Source organism: Paenibacillus silvestris (assembly GCF_009882985.1).
Lineage (GTDB): Bacteria > Bacillota > Bacilli > Paenibacillales > NBRC-103111 > Paenibacillus_E > Paenibacillus_E silvestris.
In genome coordinates, this window is the sequence record NZ_WTUZ01000014.1 from 35,053 (window position 1) to 54,242 (window position 19,190).

The 19,190-nt window shown below is 48.0% G+C and carries 18 protein-coding genes; 3 read left to right on the forward strand and 15 right to left on the reverse strand.

Annotated elements, in window-relative coordinates; all coding sequences use genetic code 11:
* Window positions 1-16: 16 nt before the first annotated feature.
* The 8 genes from GQF01_RS09950 to GQF01_RS09985 form a co-directional block, all read right to left on the reverse strand.
* A complete protein-coding gene (locus tag GQF01_RS09950) occupies window positions 17-994 on the reverse strand; it encodes a sugar kinase (protein WP_161406640.1) in 978 nt (325 codons plus the stop codon).
* Window positions 995-1,196: 202 nt separating this feature from the next.
* Complete coding sequence (locus tag GQF01_RS09955; protein WP_161406641.1) at window positions 1,197-2,057, reverse strand: inositol monophosphatase family protein; 861 nt, start codon at window positions 2,055-2,057, stop codon at window positions 1,197-1,199.
* Between the two features lie 216 nt (window positions 2,058-2,273).
* A complete protein-coding gene (gene fabI / locus GQF01_RS09960; RefSeq protein WP_127455090.1) occupies window positions 2,274-3,044 on the reverse strand; it encodes an enoyl-ACP reductase FabI in 771 nt (256 codons plus the stop codon).
* A 101-nt stretch (window positions 3,045-3,145) separates the two neighbouring features.
* Window positions 3,146-4,102 (reverse strand): UV DNA damage repair endonuclease UvsE, encoded by a 957-nt coding sequence (gene uvsE / locus GQF01_RS09965; protein ID WP_161406642.1) that lies wholly within the window; start codon window positions 4,100-4,102, stop codon window positions 3,146-3,148.
* An 82-nt stretch (window positions 4,103-4,184) separates the two neighbouring features.
* Entirely contained in the window at window positions 4,185-4,475 is a 291-nt protein-coding gene (locus tag GQF01_RS09970) for a hypothetical protein (RefSeq protein WP_161406643.1), read from the reverse strand.
* A 584-nt stretch (window positions 4,476-5,059) separates the two neighbouring features.
* A complete protein-coding gene (locus tag GQF01_RS09975) occupies window positions 5,060-5,377 on the reverse strand; it encodes a hypothetical protein (protein WP_161406644.1) in 318 nt (105 codons plus the stop codon).
* A 6-nt stretch (window positions 5,378-5,383) separates the two neighbouring features.
* On the reverse strand, window positions 5,384-6,526 hold the full coding sequence (locus tag GQF01_RS09980; protein WP_161406645.1) for a D-alanine--D-alanine ligase: 1,143 nt from the start codon (window positions 6,524-6,526) through the stop codon (window positions 5,384-5,386).
* A 43-nt stretch (window positions 6,527-6,569) separates the two neighbouring features.
* Window positions 6,570-7,589 carry an amidase domain-containing protein gene (locus tag GQF01_RS09985; RefSeq protein ID WP_161406646.1) on the reverse strand — a complete coding sequence of 340 codons (1,020 nt, stop codon included), beginning with the start codon at window positions 7,587-7,589 and terminating at the stop codon, window positions 6,570-6,572.
* Window positions 7,590-7,880: 291 nt separating this feature from the next.
* On the opposite strand from GQF01_RS09985, the gene acnA reads away from it, so the two are divergent.
* Window positions 7,881-10,598 carry an aconitate hydratase AcnA gene (gene acnA, locus GQF01_RS09990; protein WP_161406647.1) on the forward strand — a complete coding sequence of 906 codons (2,718 nt, stop codon included), beginning with the start codon at window positions 7,881-7,883 and terminating at the stop codon, window positions 10,596-10,598.
* 195 nt (window positions 10,599-10,793) lie between these two features.
* Window positions 10,794-11,456 (forward strand): spore cortex-lytic enzyme, encoded by a 663-nt coding sequence (sleB, locus tag GQF01_RS09995; RefSeq protein WP_161406648.1) that lies wholly within the window; start codon window positions 10,794-10,796, stop codon window positions 11,454-11,456.
* Between the two features lie 74 nt (window positions 11,457-11,530).
* On the opposite strand, the gene GQF01_RS10000 is transcribed toward sleB, so the two are convergent.
* Window positions 11,531-12,421, reverse strand: a complete 891-nt coding sequence (locus GQF01_RS10000; RefSeq protein WP_161406649.1) for a cation diffusion facilitator family transporter — start codon at window positions 12,419-12,421, stop codon at window positions 11,531-11,533.
* Window positions 12,422-12,515: 94 nt separating this feature from the next.
* Window positions 12,516-13,259, reverse strand: a complete 744-nt coding sequence (locus tag GQF01_RS10005; protein ID WP_161406850.1) for an IclR family transcriptional regulator — start codon at window positions 13,257-13,259, stop codon at window positions 12,516-12,518.
* A gap of 324 nt (window positions 13,260-13,583) precedes the next feature.
* On the opposite strand from GQF01_RS10005, the gene GQF01_RS10010 reads away from it, so the two are divergent.
* The gene (locus GQF01_RS10010) at window positions 13,584-14,585 is read left to right on the forward strand and encodes an alpha/beta hydrolase (RefSeq protein ID WP_161406650.1); all 1,002 of its coding nucleotides are present in this window, start codon (window positions 13,584-13,586) and stop codon (window positions 14,583-14,585) included.
* 324 nt (window positions 14,586-14,909) lie between these two features.
* Here GQF01_RS10010 and GQF01_RS10015 read toward each other — a convergent pair whose 3' ends face one another.
* The 5 genes from GQF01_RS10015 to GQF01_RS10035 all read right to left on the reverse strand — a co-directional run bounded on the left by GQF01_RS10015 (window position 14,910) and on the right by GQF01_RS10035 (window position 19,129).
* The gene (locus tag GQF01_RS10015; protein ID WP_161406651.1) at window positions 14,910-16,229 is read right to left on the reverse strand and encodes a deoxyguanosinetriphosphate triphosphohydrolase family protein; all 1,320 of its coding nucleotides are present in this window, start codon (window positions 16,227-16,229) and stop codon (window positions 14,910-14,912) included.
* A gap of 235 nt (window positions 16,230-16,464) precedes the next feature.
* The gene (folE, locus tag GQF01_RS10020; protein WP_161406652.1) at window positions 16,465-17,055 is read right to left on the reverse strand and encodes a GTP cyclohydrolase I FolE; all 591 of its coding nucleotides are present in this window, start codon (window positions 17,053-17,055) and stop codon (window positions 16,465-16,467) included.
* A 27-nt stretch (window positions 17,056-17,082) separates the two neighbouring features.
* Window positions 17,083-17,661: a TetR/AcrR family transcriptional regulator gene (locus GQF01_RS10025; RefSeq protein ID WP_161406653.1), complete on the reverse strand. Its 579-nt coding sequence runs from the start codon at window positions 17,659-17,661 to the stop codon at window positions 17,083-17,085.
* A gap of 136 nt (window positions 17,662-17,797) precedes the next feature.
* The gene (locus GQF01_RS10030; protein WP_161406654.1) at window positions 17,798-18,007 is read right to left on the reverse strand and encodes a YneF family protein; all 210 of its coding nucleotides are present in this window, start codon (window positions 18,005-18,007) and stop codon (window positions 17,798-17,800) included.
* A 90-nt stretch (window positions 18,008-18,097) separates the two neighbouring features.
* The gene (locus GQF01_RS10035; protein ID WP_161406655.1) at window positions 18,098-19,129 is read right to left on the reverse strand and encodes an HD-GYP domain-containing protein; all 1,032 of its coding nucleotides are present in this window, start codon (window positions 19,127-19,129) and stop codon (window positions 18,098-18,100) included.
* Between the last annotated feature and the right edge of the window lie 61 nt (window positions 19,130-19,190).

Genomic DNA, 19,190 nt, shown 5'->3' on the forward strand with positions numbered 1-19,190 from the left:
TTATGCAAGCATGAAATTAGCGTTCTATATGTTTAACATCGTTAAGAATTGCGTCTACTTGCTCCCAAGTTGGAGCGCCTTCCCAATCTCCTTCGGTCTGAACAATCAAAGAGCCCACCAGATTACCGATACGCACCGCTTCCGCATAATCGTACTCTTTGGATAAGCCTACCAAAAATCCGGCGCAAAAACCATCGCCTGCGCCAACCGTATCCACCACATGTTCTGCTTTGAAATAAGGAACCGCTGTGATCGAATCTTGTGTTACGACATAGGTTTCGTTCTCTCCACCTTTGACGATAGAAACAGCGGACAATTCACGCAACTTGCCCACGATGACATCCCAATCTTCCGTCTGGTAGAGCAGCTTCAGCTCATCAAGGCCTGGCAGGAAAATATCCGCCAGCTTGGCAAGCTCAAGAAGCACAGGGCGCGCTTCCTCTATCCCCCAAAGTTTCAATCGCAGGTTAGGATCGAAACTCACTTTAACGCCATGCTTGCGGGCCAAACGAACTGCTTCAAAAGCAGCCTCTTTGCAAGACTCGCTGAGCGCCGGCGTAATACCCGTGATATGAAGGATTTTGGCCCCTGCAATATAGCCTTCATCCAAATGCTTAACGCTCATCTGACTTGCTGCTGAGTTTTTGCGGTAGTAGTAAACGGACGTTTTGCCCATGATCATTTCACGCATCATAAGGCCTGTCGGCGCTTCTGCCGTCAGTTCAGCACGGGAGACATCGACACCCTCTCCGCGGATTTTTTTGTAAATCAGACGGCCCATCGGATCCTTGCCTAAACGTCCAAACCAGCCTACTTTGCCTCCAAGGCGGGATATGCCGATAGCCACGTTGCTTTCCGCACCCCCAAACAAGCTGTGCAGCTCAGACGAGTACTCCAGTCCCTTCCCGTTAGAAGGCATCAACAGCGCCATCGTTTCGCCAAAGGTAATAATGTCAGGTCCGGTAACCGATTGCGATTGCATATTCGTCGTCATATGAGTTCTCCATCCATTTCCTGAACGTTAATTGAAACGTTTAAATAATACATATATCTCATATTATAGTGTATAACGATCATTTGTACCAGATAGTAACTAGAATCTGTCGCCCCGTAGTTCCGTCCCCAATGAGCTCCCTCCCACAAAAAGAAGAAAAAACCTCAGACTAATGTCTCAGGTTTCTTCTGTCCTATGACAGCTAAAATCCGGTAGCTTCAGCTTTAATCAATTCTTGCTTCAGTTCATCATGGATCTCGCCGTTCGTGGCCAGGATGTTGCGAACCGCCAAATTGTAAGGTCTGCCTTCGGTATCGGTCACTTTACCACCCGACTCTTGGATCAGCAATGCGCCTGCTGCAATATCCCAAGCGTTCAGACCAATTTCCCAGAAGCCGCTCAGGCGTCCTGAGGCCACATAAGCCAAGTGAAGCGCGGCTGAACCTGCGATCCGAAGGTTGCGCACTTGAGGTGATAGCGCCTGAATACCTTTCAGGTTAATCGGTAATGCCCCATTACGGTCCGCTGGAAGGCCTGTTGCCACCAGACTCGTAGATAGCTGTCCATCCAGTGAAACGACTGTCTTTTTGCCGTGCATATAAGCACCTTTCCCCTTCTCAGCAACGAACAGCTCGTCACGAGATGGGTCATAAACAACACCAACGATGATCTCGCCCTTGTGTGCGAGTGCAATCGAAACAGAGAAGAACGGGAACCCGTGAACAAAGTTCGTAGTGCCATCAATAGGATCCACGATCCATAAGTATTCTTCCTCGCTCATGGCTTGAAGCGCTTTGGCCGATGCTTCCGGTCCAGGCTCTACCCCTTCTTCACCGAGAATGGAATGATCGGGGAAATGCGTCATGATCAAGTTGCGAATCAGCTTTTCCGACCCTTTATCCACTTCGGTCACCAGGTCCTGCGGAGAAAATTTCGTATCAATACGGCTGATTTCACCCATTTTGCTCTTGATCCATTGCCCAGCCTTGGCTGCCGTATTGATAGCCACTGCCGTAAAACTCTTACTGCCGATGACGAACGGCTCCGCCCCACCATTTACCACTTATATCAACTCTTTCTTTTTTATTTATTTAGATTTAGAAGTAAGTTAAGTATAGTAAATTATACGTTTTAAATACTAGTGCGTTTCATCCCAAAATATTCGTACATTTATACATTTATTAATAAAAAAAGGAGATATTCAGAAATTTACAAATAAAAAACCATACTGCCACGTAGGCAATACGGTTTTGGAATGTCATAAGACATTAAAATTGCTTTAAATTCCAACGATGTGGTAACCACCGTCAACATAAATAACTTCACCTGTGATGCCGCGGGACAGGTTGCTCATCAAGAACATCGCTGTATCGCCAACTTCTGCTGTTTCCGTTGTTTTGCGCAGCGGAGCTTTCTCTTCTACTTGACGCAGGATCGAGTTGAAGTCTTTGATGCCTTTGGCAGCCAAGGTACGAATCGGACCTGCGGAAATCCCATTCACGCGAATACCGAATTGGCCTAGATCAGCCGCGAGATAGCGCACGGATGCTTCCAATGCAGCTTTGGCAACGCCCATGACGTTGTAGTTCTTCATTGCGCGCTCTGCGCCAAGGTAGGTCATTGTCATGATGCTGCCGCCTTCTGTCATTAGCGGATAAATCCGTTTGGATACAGCAACAAGGGAGTAGGCGCTGATGTCGTGCGCTAAGGCAAAGCCGTCACGCGATGTGTCAACGAATAGTCCATCCAGCTCTTCCGTTCTTGCAAATGCAATACTATGTACAAGGCCATGCACGACACCGAATTTCGCTTTAAGCGTATCAGCTAGAGTATCAATTTCTGCGTCTACCGTTACGTTACAAGGCATAAGCGTTGAACCTGGAATCGTGTCAGCCAGCTTGCGCACGCGTTCTTCAACACGCTCGTTTTCGAAAGTAAACACCAGATTTGCTCCTTGTGCAGCTAAGGATTGAGCAATAGCCCATGCGATGCTGCGATCATTGGCAACACCCATGACAAGTATATTTTTTCCTGTTAACAGTTGACTCATGGCCGTGAAAAACCCCTCTCAACATTGGATTATGCGTCATTCATACCCATTCTCCAAAGTACCCCATTTTGCCAAACAATTCAAGAAATAAATCTGAATCGCTATAGCTGGATCGAGGCTTGATCGAGGATCACGATTCCTTCCTGGAGCTTAAAATCTTCCATAAGACGAAATAGCGCCTCATCCTTCATTTTCGCTTCAATCATGATATCGAGCTTAGGTGTCATAGGAGCTATCGCACGAAGAAAAGATAGGAGTGGCTCTACCTCCACGTAATCAGCGTGACTTCTTGGATCGCTCTCGCTTTTGGGGCTCGAGACGTGAATCTTCGGTGGGAGTTCGTTTGTCCAGGTTTGTTGAATACGCGGCCACAGCTCGGCGACATCTTCGCCCTCGTTGTTCACCGCATGATGATGAACGTCCAGAACCATTGGAGCTCCTACGGTTTCAGCAATTTCCAGCGTCTCTAACGCATTGAATGTTTTATCGTCATTCTCTAGCGTAATCCGCTTTTGGATTTCGGGGCGCAGCGTGGAAAAGTTTTGGATAAAACGTTTTGCGGCCTTCTTCTTATCCCCGTAGGATCCGCCGACATGAATGTTGCACATGGCCTCCGTGCCAAGTCCCATCGCGTTTAGCATCGCGTTATGCCGCTCCAAATCCTGGATGGACTTCTGCAGCACATCCTCTTTGGGAGTGCTCAGAACAGTGAAGTGGTCTGGATGAAAGCTGACGCGCATCCCCGCTTGTTTGGCATAGGCGCCAAGCTCCTCGAATTCCGCTGAAAGCGTTGGGATGGGGTCCCAGTCCCCTAACATTTCATGCCCGATCAGGGGGATGAATCTAGAGGAGAAGCGGAACACCATGATGTCATGTGCCCGGTTATGTCGCAGCAACCTCAATGTGTTATGCAAGTTTTCCGCACCCAAGCGTTCCAGCTTCCGGATGGCTGCTTCCCGGTCCAGGAGCTTGCTGAAGCTCGTGACTGTCATTGTTTTGGACGGCGAGGCATTTTTGACAACCGCCGACATCGCCACATACCCAAGGCGAATAATCATGCACATGTAACCCCCAAGAAAGTTCAGGTAAAAATCCTGTGTTAGGTTACCCTTATTCCGGCTGTCACATTCACTAGAATGACTAGGAAAGCGCAGCAATGATTTTAAAACCACAAAAAGCCGTTATGGCAATAGGTAAAGGACTTAGAGCAAGCATACCAAGCTTAGTGGCGTGGTCTTCTTTGCGCAAAGTTAGCAGATTGCCGAACAACCATATCAGGAGGTAGAGGAGCAGTACCCCTGACGCTGAGTACTTTTGATTGATGGAAGAAGGGCCCATGAAACCGTAAAATCCGAATATCATATAAATAAGCACATACGGTGTCGGTATACCCAGTACGATATTAAAAAGCCAGTAGGCGGTAAATTTCATTCTATTCATCCCTTTGCTTTGGAATCTACTTAATTAAATTGTAGCTCCGGTTAGCATGGAGAATAAGTACTAATTTCTTGTAGTACCTTTGCTGGCTTATCTTCGCGGAAATGCTCCTAGACCGCCGTTCCCGCCTCCGTAGCGATGTTTTTCACCGCTAACGCATGCATAACGCTCCAACTGCCTGCTGTAACGACGTAAAACATGCTTAGCTCTCACGGAAATGGCCCAAGACCACAGCTGTACTAATCTCTGCAGCCAGCACATTGCACATTGTGCAACGTCATGACCGCAAATAGCCCACCGTCCGCCCCTATAGTGTACTTAGTACAACATTATGGTTTGCAAATTGCGGATTTTCGCGCTATACAGCGTCAAAATGCTTGCACTTTGTGCAACGAAGCACACGATTGCAAGCAATACACCGCATTCACATTGCACAAAGTGCAAGCAAGCACACACACCACCACGGCTCCACGGAATCACCGAGGAGCCCTAAACCAAAAAAAGACACCGTCCTCACGGACGATGTCTCCCTGTACTTCCTCTTTCTGTTCTTCCGCTTTCTGTTCCTCCGCTGCTAACTAAGCTTGCTCACCAAAAAACATCTCATAAGCAAGTTTCGTCTGCACCTGTGCCTCTTCCTCTGTCAAACGACGAACGAGCTCCATCTCCACTTGCGTCACTTCTTCGCCTTGGAAATTGATTTCCGCGATGGAAGCAAGGATTTTGACGATGGCGATCGCTTGATTCTCAGGGGTGTAGGCAATAACCTTCTGTCCTGTTGGGAACACGCGGAAACCGCTTTTCACCATTTTGCCGCGGCCATATTCTAGAAGCTCGAAAAGCTCCTGCGCGGACTTGAACTTACAAACTGAGTTAAACTCCGATTGGAATCCCATTGGCATCTACTCCACATCAAAAGAATATTGGATACTTTGCTTCGCTGTATGCCGCTCAACTGCTAGACGAATGAGATCATCCAACAATTCTGCATAAGGTTTGCCGGATTCCTGCCACAGCAGCGGATACATGCTGTAAGGCGTGAACCCAGGCATCGTATTGATTTCGTTGATATAGATCTTCTGATCAGCTCTGCCAAGGAAAAAGTCAACGCGGGATAAGCCGCTGCCATCAACAGCCATGAAGGCTTGAAGCGCAAGCCGTCTAACTTGCTCAGCTGTTTCAGCTGGGATATCAGCTGGGATAACCATAGCGGATTTCCCATCGATGTATTTGGCTTTGTAGTCGTAAAAATCATTCGAAGAAACAATTTCACCTACAACTGATGCTTGTGGTTCATCATTCCCAAGAACAGCTACTTCAATTTCGCGGGCATCGATATTTTCTTCTACAATGACTTTACGGTCATATTGGAAAGCGAAATTAACCGCTTGAATAAGTTCATCTTGATTTTTCGCTTTGGAAATACCGACGCTGGAGCCCAAATTAGCCGGCTTCACGAAGCATGGATAACCGATCGCGGTTTCCAGTTCAATGAGGTGATACGCGCGATTCTTCTCCCATTCCGTCCGAGTGAAATGACGGAAGATACATTGTGGAAGCCCCTCTTGCGCAAATACTTTCTTCATCGTGACTTTATCCATACCGACTGCAGAGGCAAGTACGCCTGCTCCTACATAAGGGATATTTGCCATTTCGAGTAAGCCTTGAATCGTGCCGTCCTCACCAAATGTACCATGTAAAAGGGGGAATACAACATCTAGGCTTGTATCTTTCGTTCCAGCCGCGGCAGATGCGATAGCGACATCACCTTTCGCATGAACAGCTCCGAAAATAGGTGCTAAAGCATTTGAAACAGGTGCATTCGCAGAGTCTCCACTGCTGAAGGTCAGTACCTCTTTCGATGTAACGGGTGCCAAGAGAGGTGCGCCGCTTTTCCACTCCCCTTTTTTGGAGATGTAAAACGGTACCACTTCATATTTGGTGAAGTCTACGGCTTTCATAACGGCCATTGCGGTTTGCAAAGATACGTCATGCTCTCCTGATTTCCCCCCATAAATTAGTCCAACTCTTATTTTGCCGCTCATTGCGTACCTCCGTCTAGTCGTTCTATTCCTTCAAATATTACGTTCACATTTCATCTGCAACCCGAACGAAGAAGTATTTGGTCCGCTCCGTCCATGCCGGTGAATCTTTATAAGCCCAATAGCGATTGCGGCTATTATACGTGTGTGCATTGACCAGTGGCATGCCGTTAGCATCTTTGCCGGTAACAACAACGTTATGCTGATAACGGCCATCGCCGTCCCAGTCATAGCAAATCGTGTCGCCAGGCTGAAGTTCGCGCGGGTCATGAACCTCATGACCGTGCAGCCCTTTGCGGCTGTGCGCCAAAAAAGATTGCAAGCTATTGGCAACTGCCCAACTGAAGCTCCACAACTCTTGGTTGCCTCTTTTGCCAGCGTACCACCAGCCCAAATCCCTTTTCCCAGTATAGTCCATTGGAGCCCCGCCTGCAAAGAGGCATTGCGATACAAAGTTCGTGCAATCCACTTCAAATTCTTCGTATTTCGGGTTCGGTGTTTGCCACCATGTTTCCGCATATTGGACGACTTTGTCACGATTATAAATGATTTGACGAGGAACGAATTCCTGGGCTCCGCTGTTGAGTATACTATGGTTGATATACGGGAGTGACGGTGCTCTGCGAAGGCCATCCACAAATTCCGCCTGCTCAGAGAAAAAGACGCTCCGCGGCTTGTTCGGAAGCGATTGTTCACCCTGTAGAGACTCTGTGCTTCTGACCTGCCAACGATTCGCTGCACTGTCAATGATGACTCGTTCCGGCTCAATACGCTCCTCCAGGTGGTCGATTGAACCAATTCGGTAATGGATAAACCGATGCAATACGATATCCGCGATAACGCCATGCGCAGATTCTCTAACGCCGGTAAGACGCAGCTTCGTTTCCCCTCGCATCAGTTTGGCATCGCGATCGCGAAAACTTTCCAAGAGCCTGCGAACCCTGACATCCTGCTTGCGTACATAGGCGCTGTCTGACAAATAGGCTTCCAAAGGTGCTGCAGAGCCTTCGAGCTCTGACTGATTTTTAGCATGGACGTAATTGTAGAGCGCTGTTTTCCAGGACATCGGGGTTACCCTCCTAAAAAGTTTTTGCTAGGAATGTTGAGTGCGCTGCAACTTGCTTTGTTTCAAACTTTTATTTATGGAAAGGACATTTTTGCGGCAAAATAACAGTCATCATAGGACGAGCCCGATTTGCTTTGAATTGATTCAATATATGACATTTGCATGGTAAAAATGATTGAAATAAATCTTTACTCATACACACCGAAACGCTATACTTGAGTTAGGGGATTAATGAAATTGAGTTTCACTAGATGAAACCAATGGATGAAGATATTAAAGGAGGAATAACCTATGTCCAACAAGGACACTTTTTCTGTGCGTAAGCAGTTAACTGTCGGAACAAACTCGTTCCAATACTACAGTCTTCCTGACTTCGAAAACCAAGGTCACGGTACTGTAAGCAACCTTCCAGTTTCCATTCGCGTTTTGCTTGAAGCAGCTATCCGTCAATTCGACGGCCGTGCAATCACAAGCGAACACGTTAAACAAATCGCAGGCTGGGCTGAAGGCCGCGACGAGAACAAAGAAATTCCTTTCATCCCAGCTCGTATCGTTCTTCAGGATTTCACAGGTGTACCTGTCGTCGTTGACCTTGCGGCAATGCGTGCGACAATGGCTCGTGAAGGTGGAGATCCTAAACGGATCAACCCGCTTGTTCCTGTAGACCTTGTTATTGACCACTCTGTCATGGTTGACGCTTTCGGTTCCCCGGATGCGCTTGACATGAACATTAACTTAGAATTCGAAAGAAACGAAGAGCGTTACCGTTTCCTTCGTTGGGCACAAACAGCATTCGATAACTTCCGTGCGGTTCCGCCTTCAACAGGTATCGTTCACCAAGTTAACTTGGAGTACCTTGCATCTGTTGCTGCTACAAAAACGATCGATGGCGAAACGGTTGTATATCCGGATTCCCTCGTAGGAACTGACTCCCATACAACGATGATTAATGGTTTGGGCGTTGTAGGTTGGGGCGTCGGCGGTATTGAAGCTGAAGCTGGTATGCTTGGACAACCACTTTACTTCGTAGCTCCAGACGTTGTTGGTTTCAAATTGACAGGCCACTTGGCAGAAGGCGCTACAGCGACTGACTTGGCTTTGACTGTTACACAAATTTTGCGTAAAAAAGGCGTTGTTGGTAAATTCGTTGAGTTCTTCGGTCCTGGTCTGAGCAACATCTCCTTGGCTGACCGCGCAACGGTAGCGAACATGGCTCCTGAGTACGGCGCAACAATCGGTTTCTTCCCAGTAGACAGCGAAACATTGAACTACTTGAGAGCAACAGGCCGTGAAGAAGATCAAATCGCGCTTGTAGAAGCTTACTACAAAGCACAAGGCATGTTCCGTACTGACTCCACACCAGATCCAGCATTCACAGATGTGCTTGAACTTGATCTTGGTTCCGTAGTACCGAGCTTGGCTGGTCCAAAACGTCCGCAAGACCGCGTTGAGCTTACGAATATGAAAGAGTCCTTCAACTCCATCATCCGTACGCCAATCGACAAAGGTGGATATGGTCTGACTGAAGAGAAAATCAATGAAGTTGTTGATGTTGTCTACCCAGGCGGCGAGACTGTTAAAATGGGAACTGGTGCCGTTGTAATCGCAGCGATCACTTCCTGTACGAACACATCGAACCCAAGCGTTATGCTAGGTGCGGGTCTTGTGGCTAAGAAAGCCGTAGCTCGCGGTTTGAGAAAACCGGCATTCGTGAAGAGCTCCTTGACACCAGGTTCCCTGGTTGTTACTGAGTACCTCAAGAAAGCTGGCTTGCTTGAGTCCCTAGAAGCACTTGGCTTCCACGTTGCAGGTTACGGCTGTGCAACTTGTATCGGTAACTCCGGTCCGCTTCCAGATGAAGTGAGCAAAGCTGTTGCTGACAATGATATGACAGTAGCTGCCGTTATCTCCGGTAACCGTAACTTCGAAGGACGCGTTCATGCTCAAGTTAAAGCGAACTACCTTGGATCACCTCCACTTGTTGTTGCTTATGCTCTTGCAGGTACAGTGAACATTGATTTGGCTAACGATCCAATCGGTTATGACCAAAGCAATCAACCTGTCTACCTGAAAGACATCTGGCCTACAAACCAAGAGATTCAAGAAGCTCTTGGCATCGCTATGAGCCCTGACATGTTCCGTGATAAATACAGCAACGTATTCCGTGCGAATGAGCGTTTCAACGAAATCGCGATTCCTGAAGGCGATCTGTACGAATTCGACACGAATTCCACATACATTCAAGAGCCTCCTTTCTTCACTGATTTGGGTACAGTTCTTGACGATATCGCAGATATCCGCAGCGCGAAAACTTTGGCACTCATGGGCGATTCCGTTACAACGGATCACATCTCCCCTGCAGGTAATATCAAAGTTGACAGCCCTGGAGGTCAGTATCTGATCAACCATGGTGTAAAAAGAGAAGACTTCAACTCCTACGGTTCCCGTCGTGGTAACCACGAAGTCATGATGCGCGGAACGTTCGCGAACATCCGTATTCGTAACCAAGTGGCACCAGGAACAGAAGGCGGCGTAACAACTTACCTGCCAACTGGTGAAGTTGAGTCCATCTACGATGCATCCATGAAATATCAAGCTGCAGGCCAAAACCTCGTTGTTATCGCGGGTAAAGAGTACGGAACTGGTAGCTCCCGTGACTGGGCAGCTAAAGGTACATTCCTACTTGGCGTAAAAGCTGTTATCGCTGAAAGCTTCGAGCGTATTCACCGCAGCAACCTGGTAGGTATGGGCGTTCTTCCTCTTCAATTCCTTGATGGAACAAGCTGGAAAACACTTGGTATCACAGGTCGCGAGACATTCGATATTACGGGACTCAGCAATGATGTTCAACCAGGATCGACTGTTAAAGTGACTGCAACTCGTGAAGATGGTACAACTTTCGAGTTCAACGCACTTGTTCGTTTGGATAGCTTGGTAGATGTGGATTACTACCGTAATGGCGGTATTCTACAAACCGTTCTTCGCCAAATTTTGGCTGAGAAAAACTAAGATAACCATTAACAAAGCAATACACACACACTTACGAAATCCGAGATTGCCTTATGGCATTCTCGGATTTTTTGCAATTATGGAAGTGGCTGTATCCTTAGAGCCACAAGTGATTGACTTACATTGGTAATAACTGCGGGTTGAGACCCCCTTCCTACCCACCTATAATGGGTAACAGCGAAAGGGGAGATGAAGATGAACTCATTAAAAAGGCTCGTCCTAGTCATGCTGATCGCTTCGATTGGTTTAGGTTTTTCAGTAAGCGAATGGAGCCAACCAGCTTCAGCCGCATCGGCTACCACGTTGCAGTCAGGTAGTCAGAACGGTGATGTCTGGGATGCTCAGTTCCGTCTTAAAGTGTTAGGCTATTACCAACAGCCGCTAGATGGCGTGTACGGTCCAGTTACCGCCGCAGCTGTACGTAATTTTCAATATAATTATGGCTTAACAATAGATGGAATTATTGGTGCTAATACATGGCAGAGCTTACGTAAGTATTCGGTAAATCAAGAGGATCTTGATATGCTGGCGAAAGTGATCTACAGCGAGGCACGCGGTGAGTCCTATGAAGGACAAGTCGCTGTAGCAGCTGTCGTCATGAATCGTCTTAATTCAAGTGAATTTCCGAATACAATCGAAGGGATTATTTTTGATTCAGGAGCTTTTACCGCAGTGGATGACGGACAATACTGGTTGACGCCGGATAGCACGGCCTACCGAGCAGCCGAAGAGGCTGTACGAGGCTGGGATCCAACTGGAGGCGCCCTGTACTATTTCAATCCAAAAACGGCAACAAGCAAATGGATCTGGACACGTCCGCAGACCGTTCGAATCGGCAATCATATTTTTGCCAAGTAAAATGAAAAACACCTCTCATATGGCCGCTCCGAAACGGAGTCGCCTAGTGATAGGTGTTTTTTCATTTATCCCAGTTAAATAGGCTCCTTGTACCAAGGATTCAAATGCACAAGGACCTCGTCCACATCGTTATGGGCTGATTTGATCTTTTGTTTAATGCCGCGAATAATATCATGACCTTCCTGAATCGTCAATGTGCCCGAAACACCCAGCCGCGCGTCGATTAATATGTAGTGTCCGTGCTCGCGTGCTCTCAAGCGGTCAATCCGCTTGATCTCGGGTACAGAACGGATTAGTGCCGCGTACTCTTCAATCTGTGTCATGCTCACACTTCGCTCCATAAGAATACCGAATGAGTCTTGTCCCATTTCATAAGCCAATTTCAATACCAGGATCGAGACAATAATTCCCGCTACAGGATCGCCGTATGCTAGAAATCCGTAGCCGAAGCGATCACCAAGCAGCGCCAAACCAATCCCGACGGAAGCGGCAATTGACGCGTAAACATCAGCCAGATGATCATAGGCTGTGGCGATTAACCCCTTGCTGTTCATATTCTTGCCAATCCGCATCGTGTATACATAAAGAATTTGCTTCCAGATTAACGAGATGACCGCTGCGATAAAGGCAATCACATGCGCCTCGCCCGCTGGCTTGAATAGAGCATGAATGGAATGGTAACCAATGTATACAGCAGCTCCGGCCAAAATAATCGCGACAATAAAGGCGCCAAGCACCTCCGCTTTGCCATGGCCGTACGGATGATCCCTGTCGGCTGGTTTGGAGGAAACCCGCATGGAGCTGTACGCGGTCGCCGTGGCAATGACATCACCGGCATTATGGATGCCATCGGCTATGAGCACTTGGCTGTTAAATAGAAGGCCAACGATAATTTTGATGGCGGTAAGCACGACATTGCTGGCAAGACTAATCCAGATCGCCAGCATCGAGGCTTTCTTCTTCATACTTGCCACTCCCTTTCCCTCTTCTAGTATGGCCTCCTAGAAGCAAAAAATCCTCTATCCAAGTACTCGGATAGAGGATTGCGAGGGCGATGCGCTAACGCAGCATCGTGCCCATGCGCCGCGCCGCTTCCATAATGAGCGGCGCCTGCTCTTGCATCAGCTCCAGCGTAAGCCTGTTCGCTGGGCCAGATACGGCGAGGGCGGCCACCAGCCGGCCCCCGCGGTCTATAATCGGCGCGGACACGGCCGCTGCGCCGGGTTCGCGCTCTTCCACGCTCGTGGCGAAGCCAGCGAGCTTGGTGTCGGCCAGCTGCTGCAGGAACGCCTGCTGATCCAGCCCGGTCGGCCAATCGGCCGAGGCTATCAGCTGCTGCTGCACAGCGGGTTCCGCGAAGGCGACGAGCACCTTGCTCGAGGCGCCGACGTAAAGCGGCATTCGCGCCCCTACAGGGGCTACACGGCGAATGGCATGGTTGCTCTGCACCGCTTGGATGCGGATCCGCTCCAGCCCGTCCTGCACGTAGAGCGAGATCGTCTCGCCGAGAAGATCTCGCAGTCTTTCCATCTCCGGCAGCAGAATGATGCCGGGGTCTCCCTCTTGCGAGAGATTAGCGGACAGCTCCCACAACCGGTAGCCTAGCCTGTATTTATCTGTGGCTGCATCGCGCATAATAAAACCCTTGCCTTCTAATGAAGCAAGAAGGCGATGCACCGTACTTTTATGTAATTCCACCCGACTTGCAATTTCTGTCAACGTCAGTTCGGTCGATTCGGTAAAACAGAGCATAATATCCAAAGCACGCTCTACTGCTCGCACCGTCAGCTTATTATCTTCCATGACGAACACCACTTTCATAGTCACTCTGCCTGCGGAAGCATCAAATAGTTTCACTATATGAAACCCAGTTATATCTAGTATAACCAAACTACAACGTTGCGTAAAGGTCAAACATCACGCAAACATCTGTTTCTTGAATTGTTACAGAAAGGTTACAGCGGCTTTACATTTCCCGCACCCTCATTGACTTGTAAGCGCATTCAGAATAATATTAAGATAATAGATTACTTATCTGAAAATTTAGATAATTATTCCTTTCTCCTTCTAACATCTCAGAGCAGCCTATTTGAACACACACTACTTTTCTGGAGGGAGGGTACTGCGATGTCATCAACATCACTATCCCCAGGCTCACTTCAACCTACGCTCGATCAGGTCGTTACCCGTCCGCTTTTACGCAAAAAAAGGCTGGTTCTCACCATCCTAATTTCATTCCTGACGTTATGTACCTCTCTGTTGCTTGCTTTTCACGCCTATATTGCCTGGACGCTGGCGCGGCCGCATATTGATCCGCTTCATTCAGATCCTATGAGAGCAGTTGGTCTTCCCTACAGCAGTGTTACGTTCCCAAGTATGAACGCATCCTCGAATTTAGATGGTTGGTTCATACCCGCTCCTTCCGACAAAACCGTGATCTTCTCGCACGGCTACGGCGGCAATCGCGAAGAGTTGTGGGTCCCGCTGTATAATCTGGCCCGCGAGCTGCATTTGCAGAACTATAATGTGCTGATGTTTGATTATGGGTATGTTCACCCTGGCAACGAACACGTTATGACCGGTGGCATACAGGAATCACAGGAGCTGCTCGGAGCGATTAACTACGTTAAGCATTTATCAGGTGGTCCTATCTATGTTTGGGGCTTCTCGATGGGGGCTGGAACAGCGCTGCAGGCAGCACTCCAAAATGGTACGGATATCTCAGGGATGATCTTGGACAGCACATTCATGCTGAATCCGGATACTCTCTATCACAATATGAAGCAAGTGGTGAATGTTCCGAAATTCCCATCTCTGCCGCTTGTCCGCTTATTCTTCCCGCTTCTGAACGGGGTGAGCTTGCATGAAGTACCTTATAAGAAGGTTACTTCTACCGCTTATTCGATGCCTATTTATTTCATTCATGGAACCGAGGACTACAAAGCTCCATATGAAATGGTAGAGGATATTTTTAAGGTGCAAAATAACGAGCAATCGAAGCTTTGGATTATCCCCAAAGCACAACACGAGCTGTTATACCGCGCAGAACCCAAAAAGTATGTGCGCAGCACGCTGAGCTTCCTTAATGGCCTGACACCGACACCGAAAGAAGCTGTAGCTGTTAACTGACTCTGGTATTCCCTCCTCCCTATAAAATCGACCCCTTGCGGGGTCGATATTTTTTTGCAGGGATACCTAGTTTGGGGCAGATCACACCGCCGCCCAGCTCCGGGACATGAAATTGTATTTTGTACATCAAAATTCGTGTTACCCGCCCACTCGCGAGTAGAATCATGCATTTTCTACATCAAAATCCAACTTTTCAGCCCCATACACGCCGCCAACGTCAATTTTGATGTACGATTTACATCTTTTCCTGGATATAATCCCATTCTCCTAGGATTTAATGTACTTTTTGCAGGATGTCACAAGGCGCCGCCCTCTACTTAGCACCTAGTCCATCTCATAGATCGAGCCGGACTTGCTCGCAAACAGCTCTGCATACACCTTCTCAGCGTAAGCATCGGTCATACCCGATATATAGTCCGCTACGAACCGCGGCCAGCTCCAGCTGCCCATGCGGCGCTCGTAGCTATCGATCCAATCGGGTGGAATGATCCACATTCCCCTGTCTTGATCGATAAAGCTTTCCCACAGCCGCTCGACGATAATCTCGCTGCGCTTCTGAAGGCGCAGTACCCGGAAATCCTTAATCAGCGTGACCCACGCCAGCTTCTTCAAGATTTCCATGGTCCGCAGGAGGTTCATATCCTCTGCCCCGTCTCTGACGAGAGCTACCTTCTTCCAGCCCCGCTCAGGGTCGTCCAGAATGTCTAAACGGCTTGCGAACGAACTCACCCAGCGGGCTTTCATCTCTCTGCGTGTACGTGACTCTTCCCGATTGCATTCGGCGAAAATCTGCTGCCACTGTTCCAGGTAGTCGGTCAGCACCTTCCTAACCATTTGCTCGATATCGACTTGCTCCCAGCCGAACCTATGCTTGTTGGGATCGTTCAAAATCTCCATAACCAAGTGGCGTATCAATCGTTGATCCTCAAAAAATGTAGCGTTCATCTGAATTTTCCCAGCTCGAATGCCGTCTTCAATATCATGCGTCGAGTACGCGATATCATCGCATAGATCCATCAATTGCGCTTCCAAGGTGGAGCAGCCTTCCGGCATGTTCCATTCTCTCCGCAGCTCACGGATAATCTCCCACTCAGAGGCATATACCCCCTTGAGGCGGCCCTCTTCTTCCAGCAGGAAAGGATATTTATTAATCCCGAGCAGCACAGCCGCGGTGAGATCCAGACCACTTTCACTGCCTGCCCTCTTTTCGAGAAACATCAGGATTCGGAAATTCTGGGCATTGCCCTCGTATTTGAGGCCATGATCCTTCAGCAGGATGTGGTTCAACACCTCTTCCCCTTTATGACCAAATGGCGGATGGCCAAAGTCGTGTGCAATGGACGCACACTCCACAACGGTAGGGTCAATAATGAGACCCGGATGCTCTCTTTTTTGCAGAAAAGGATTCGTCCGTTCCAGTCGTTTCGCTACTTCTCTCGCGATTTGGGCTACCTCTAGCGAATGAGTCAGCCGTGTCCGATAGTAGTCGCCCGAACCGGCTCCGAACACCTGTGATTTGCCCTGCAGCCGCCGAAAGGTCGGCGATTGGATCAGCCTTGCGTAATCCCGCTCAAATTCATCCCGTTCTTCACTCACTTTAGAGGAAGCGGCCTCACCGGGCCGAAATTTTCGTATGTTGTTCATCAGCTTGCCCCCTCTGGTACTCTTGCCAACCCCAGGATTTATACACCTAGCGATTCGTACACTTCCTATTATCAGTTTATGCTATAGCATGTACGCTAGTCACCGTGGAGCTATTTATTTATAAAAGAATACTATATTCCTCTATTCATCAACAAGCCATGAACGCACATTCCCTACCAAAAAAGGGATGCTGCACAAGACAATTGTCTCCATGCACATCCCTTTTAATCACTAATTACCTATTGATCAAAGATAAAAATTCGGAACGCAGCGTTGCATCCGTACGGAACGAACCGCGCACTGCCGATGTGATCGTCTCACTGCCATACTTCTTGACGCCTCTGGAGCACATGCACATATGCTCGCCTTCTACAACGACCATCACGCCGTGAGGCTTCAGCACTTCATCGAGAATATCGGCGATTTCAGACGTTATTCTCTCCTGCACCTGCAATTTGCGGGTAACGACATCGACTAGACGAGCAAATTTGCTTAACCCCGCAACTTTACCGCTCGGCAGGTAACCTACATGCACTTTGCCGAAGAATGGCGCCATATGATGCTCGCATTGGCTGTAATAAATAATATCTTTAATAATCACCAATTCCTCGTGCTGCTCATCGAAGGTTACGCCAAGAACGTCCCGCGGGTTTGCCTCATAACCCGAAAATATTTCTTCATACATGCGCGTTACGCGTGCAGGTGTGTCCAGCAAGCCTTCCCGGTCCACATCCTCCCCGATCAAACGCAAAATTTCGCGCACATGCTGTTCAATTAGCTCACGATTCTCAGCTACTCTCGCATTTTTGTATTCAATAGATGCCAACTGCTCCACTCTCCTCATTCATATCCTTTAGCCCATGCAGACTGTCAAAACTTTGATCCCGTCCCTCATAGCTCTACTGTCTTTATGCGTTTTGGTTAGCAGCATCCCGCCCTGCCAAAGAGAAACGATAGGTGCAGCCAGCTCGACGGGGCTTAGCCCCTGCAGCGATAGCTCTCCTTGCTTACGTCCTTCTTTCAGACAAGCCTCTATCTCTATCTCCATCTCGCTAAAAAAGCGGCTTAGCGGCTTACGCAGCTCCTCTGAGGAGTCGCTAAGCTCTAGCGCCAAGTTCCCGAAAAAGCATCCCTTACGGCACTCGTTCTCGTCGCAGAAGCTTAACATGCGTTCAAACAATTCCAGCACGCGCTGCTTTGGCGATAGTTTAGTATTGCCCAGACTTGGCTCTAACACAGATTGCCGCATTTCATTAACCTTACGCTCAATTACCTTCAAACCCAGTTCTTCTTTGCTTTTAAAATGATAGTAAAAATTGCTTTTACATACCCCGCTGCTCGACAAAATGTCCTCTAGTCCCGTTCCTTGGTAGCCATGATCATGAAAGAGATCCATTGCGGCTTCCAGAATGCGGTCTTTGTTGCTTGCCATCGACTAGCCACCTCTGAATCGTACTGGTATGTCCTAATTTTTACAAAACCTGACGATAATACGAAGGGCTCCTGCTATCAGCCGGTTGTTACGGTTTAGATAGCAAAGCCCTTTGAAGGGGTATTCTCACCCCATATTATTTCCTCTTTTGGTTTTTCATCATTTGCTGCGCTTTGTTTAACTGCTGCTTATTCATGTTGTAGCCCATTTGCTTCGCCATTTTGGCTAGCATCTCGGGATTATTTTGCATAGATTCCAACTGTCTTTTCAAATAAAACACGCCGATAAAAAATCCCCCGACTAAGCCCACAATCAAAGTGAGAATAGGAATAAGATAACTCCACATAACGTTGCCCCCTGCAAGTGTTAATTGGTTAGATTGCTTGCCTTATCATACCATTTCTACTTATCGCTTTACAAATGACTTGACCATAAATCATAGAACCTGTTCAATAAAAACCGTCGTATGTTTGGCCAGATCAATTTCCTTAATGTCCAGTTCTCTGTCCATCTGATCCTGCTTAACGATTCTGACGATCGGACGGCTCGGCAATCCGCGATGCTGTCCAACGACGACACCTGTCTCCCGATTCGACAGTCGAACCGAAGCCCCTGTCGGATAGATGGAAATGATTTTCAGAAATTGAATCAAAACATCACGATCCAGCTTCGTTCCTGCTAACGCCATCATATGCTCACATGCCTCATAGGGCAGCATTCGGCGGCCCAAGGAAGTATCGAAGAGCAAGTTATCGTACATGTTCGCAACAGCTGTAATTTTGGCATAAATATGTATGTCATCGCTGGTCAAACCTCTTGGAATGCCCTGGCCATTTAATTCTTCATGATGTTGGAAGGCTACATGCGCAATAAGCAAGCTGAATTCACGCTTGTTTTTCAAAAGCTCGAATCCGCGCCACGTATGGTGCTTCCTGCTGTCAGAAGATTCATCGTCATAGGTAAGCTCGACCTTCCCCACATCATGCAGAAGTGCGCCAATGGCAAGCTCTTTCAGTTGACTCTCATTGAACCCCATATTAATGCCTACGAGCACGGCCATCATACAGACGTTGGTAGCATGGACGTACATCTCGTTATCCTTGGTCCGAATGTCGGTCAGTTGGACGAGCACATCCCGATTCTTCATAACCTCATCGAGCAATGTATTGATCGAAATGCTCATAGCGCGAGAGTTGAATTCCTTGCCGGATTGAAGCGCCGCGAAGGTTTGTCCCATTTGCTGCATAACGATACGTTTCGTTTCTTCAGAAATGATTTCGGGGATCTCCACATCTTGCAGGTTCGGATCCTTGATATAAATCATCGTAACACCGATTCGATTCAGCGTATTGATCATGAAAACCGTTAACTGCACGCCCTCAGAAAGCAAAATCGAACCATTGCTGGCAAATATCGTGCGACCTAAATATTGACCCGACTCAACGGAATCCAAATGTACATATTTCATAGGATCACTCCACGGTTAGTTATTGTTTGGGTTCATATGCGGTCGTTCCATGCGATCATAT

Bases quoted from the DNA above. Each gene is read 5' to 3' on its own strand.
- GQF01_RS09975 (WP_161406644.1), bottom strand. From the start codon at position 5,377: ATGGGATTCCAATCGGAGTTTAACTCAGTTTGTAAGTTCAAGTCCGCG.
- GQF01_RS10015 (WP_161406651.1), bottom strand. From the start codon at position 16,229: ATGAACAACATACGAAAATTTCGGCCCGGTGAGGCCGCTTCCTCTAAA.
- GQF01_RS10030 (WP_161406654.1), bottom strand. From the start codon at position 18,007: ATGTGGAGTTATCTTATTCCTATTCTCACTTTGATTGTGGGCTTAGTC.
- GQF01_RS09970 (WP_161406643.1), bottom strand. From the start codon at position 4,475: ATGAAATTTACCGCCTACTGGCTTTTTAATATCGTACTGGGTATACCG.
- GQF01_RS09985 (WP_161406646.1), bottom strand. From the start codon at position 7,589: ATGTCCTGGAAAACAGCGCTCTACAATTACGTCCATGCTAAAAATCAG.
- sleB (WP_161406648.1), top strand. From the start codon at position 10,794: ATGAACTCATTAAAAAGGCTCGTCCTAGTCATGCTGATCGCTTCGATT.
- GQF01_RS10025 (WP_161406653.1), bottom strand. From the start codon at position 17,661: ATGGCAAGCAACAAAGACCGCATTCTGGAAGCCGCAATGGATCTCTTT.
- acnA (WP_161406647.1), top strand. From the start codon at position 7,881: ATGTCCAACAAGGACACTTTTTCTGTGCGTAAGCAGTTAACTGTCGGA.
- fabI (WP_127455090.1), bottom strand. From the start codon at position 3,044: ATGAGTCAACTGTTAACAGGAAAAAATATACTTGTCATGGGTGTTGCC.
- GQF01_RS09950 (WP_161406640.1), bottom strand. From the start codon at position 994: ATGACGACGAATATGCAATCGCAATCGGTTACCGGACCTGACATTATT.
- GQF01_RS09980 (WP_161406645.1), bottom strand. From the start codon at position 6,526: ATGAGCGGCAAAATAAGAGTTGGACTAATTTATGGGGGGAAATCAGGA.
- GQF01_RS10035 (WP_161406655.1), bottom strand. From the start codon at position 19,129: ATGAAATATGTACATTTGGATTCCGTTGAGTCGGGTCAATATTTAGGT.
- uvsE (WP_161406642.1), bottom strand. From the start codon at position 4,102: ATGATTATTCGCCTTGGGTATGTGGCGATGTCGGCGGTTGTCAAAAAT.
- GQF01_RS10005 (WP_161406850.1), bottom strand. From the start codon at position 13,259: ATGGAAGATAATAAGCTGACGGTGCGAGCAGTAGAGCGTGCTTTGGAT.
- GQF01_RS10000 (WP_161406649.1), bottom strand. From the start codon at position 12,421: ATGAAGAAGAAAGCCTCGATGCTGGCGATCTGGATTAGTCTTGCCAGC.
- GQF01_RS10010 (WP_161406650.1), top strand. From the start codon at position 13,584: ATGTCATCAACATCACTATCCCCAGGCTCACTTCAACCTACGCTCGAT.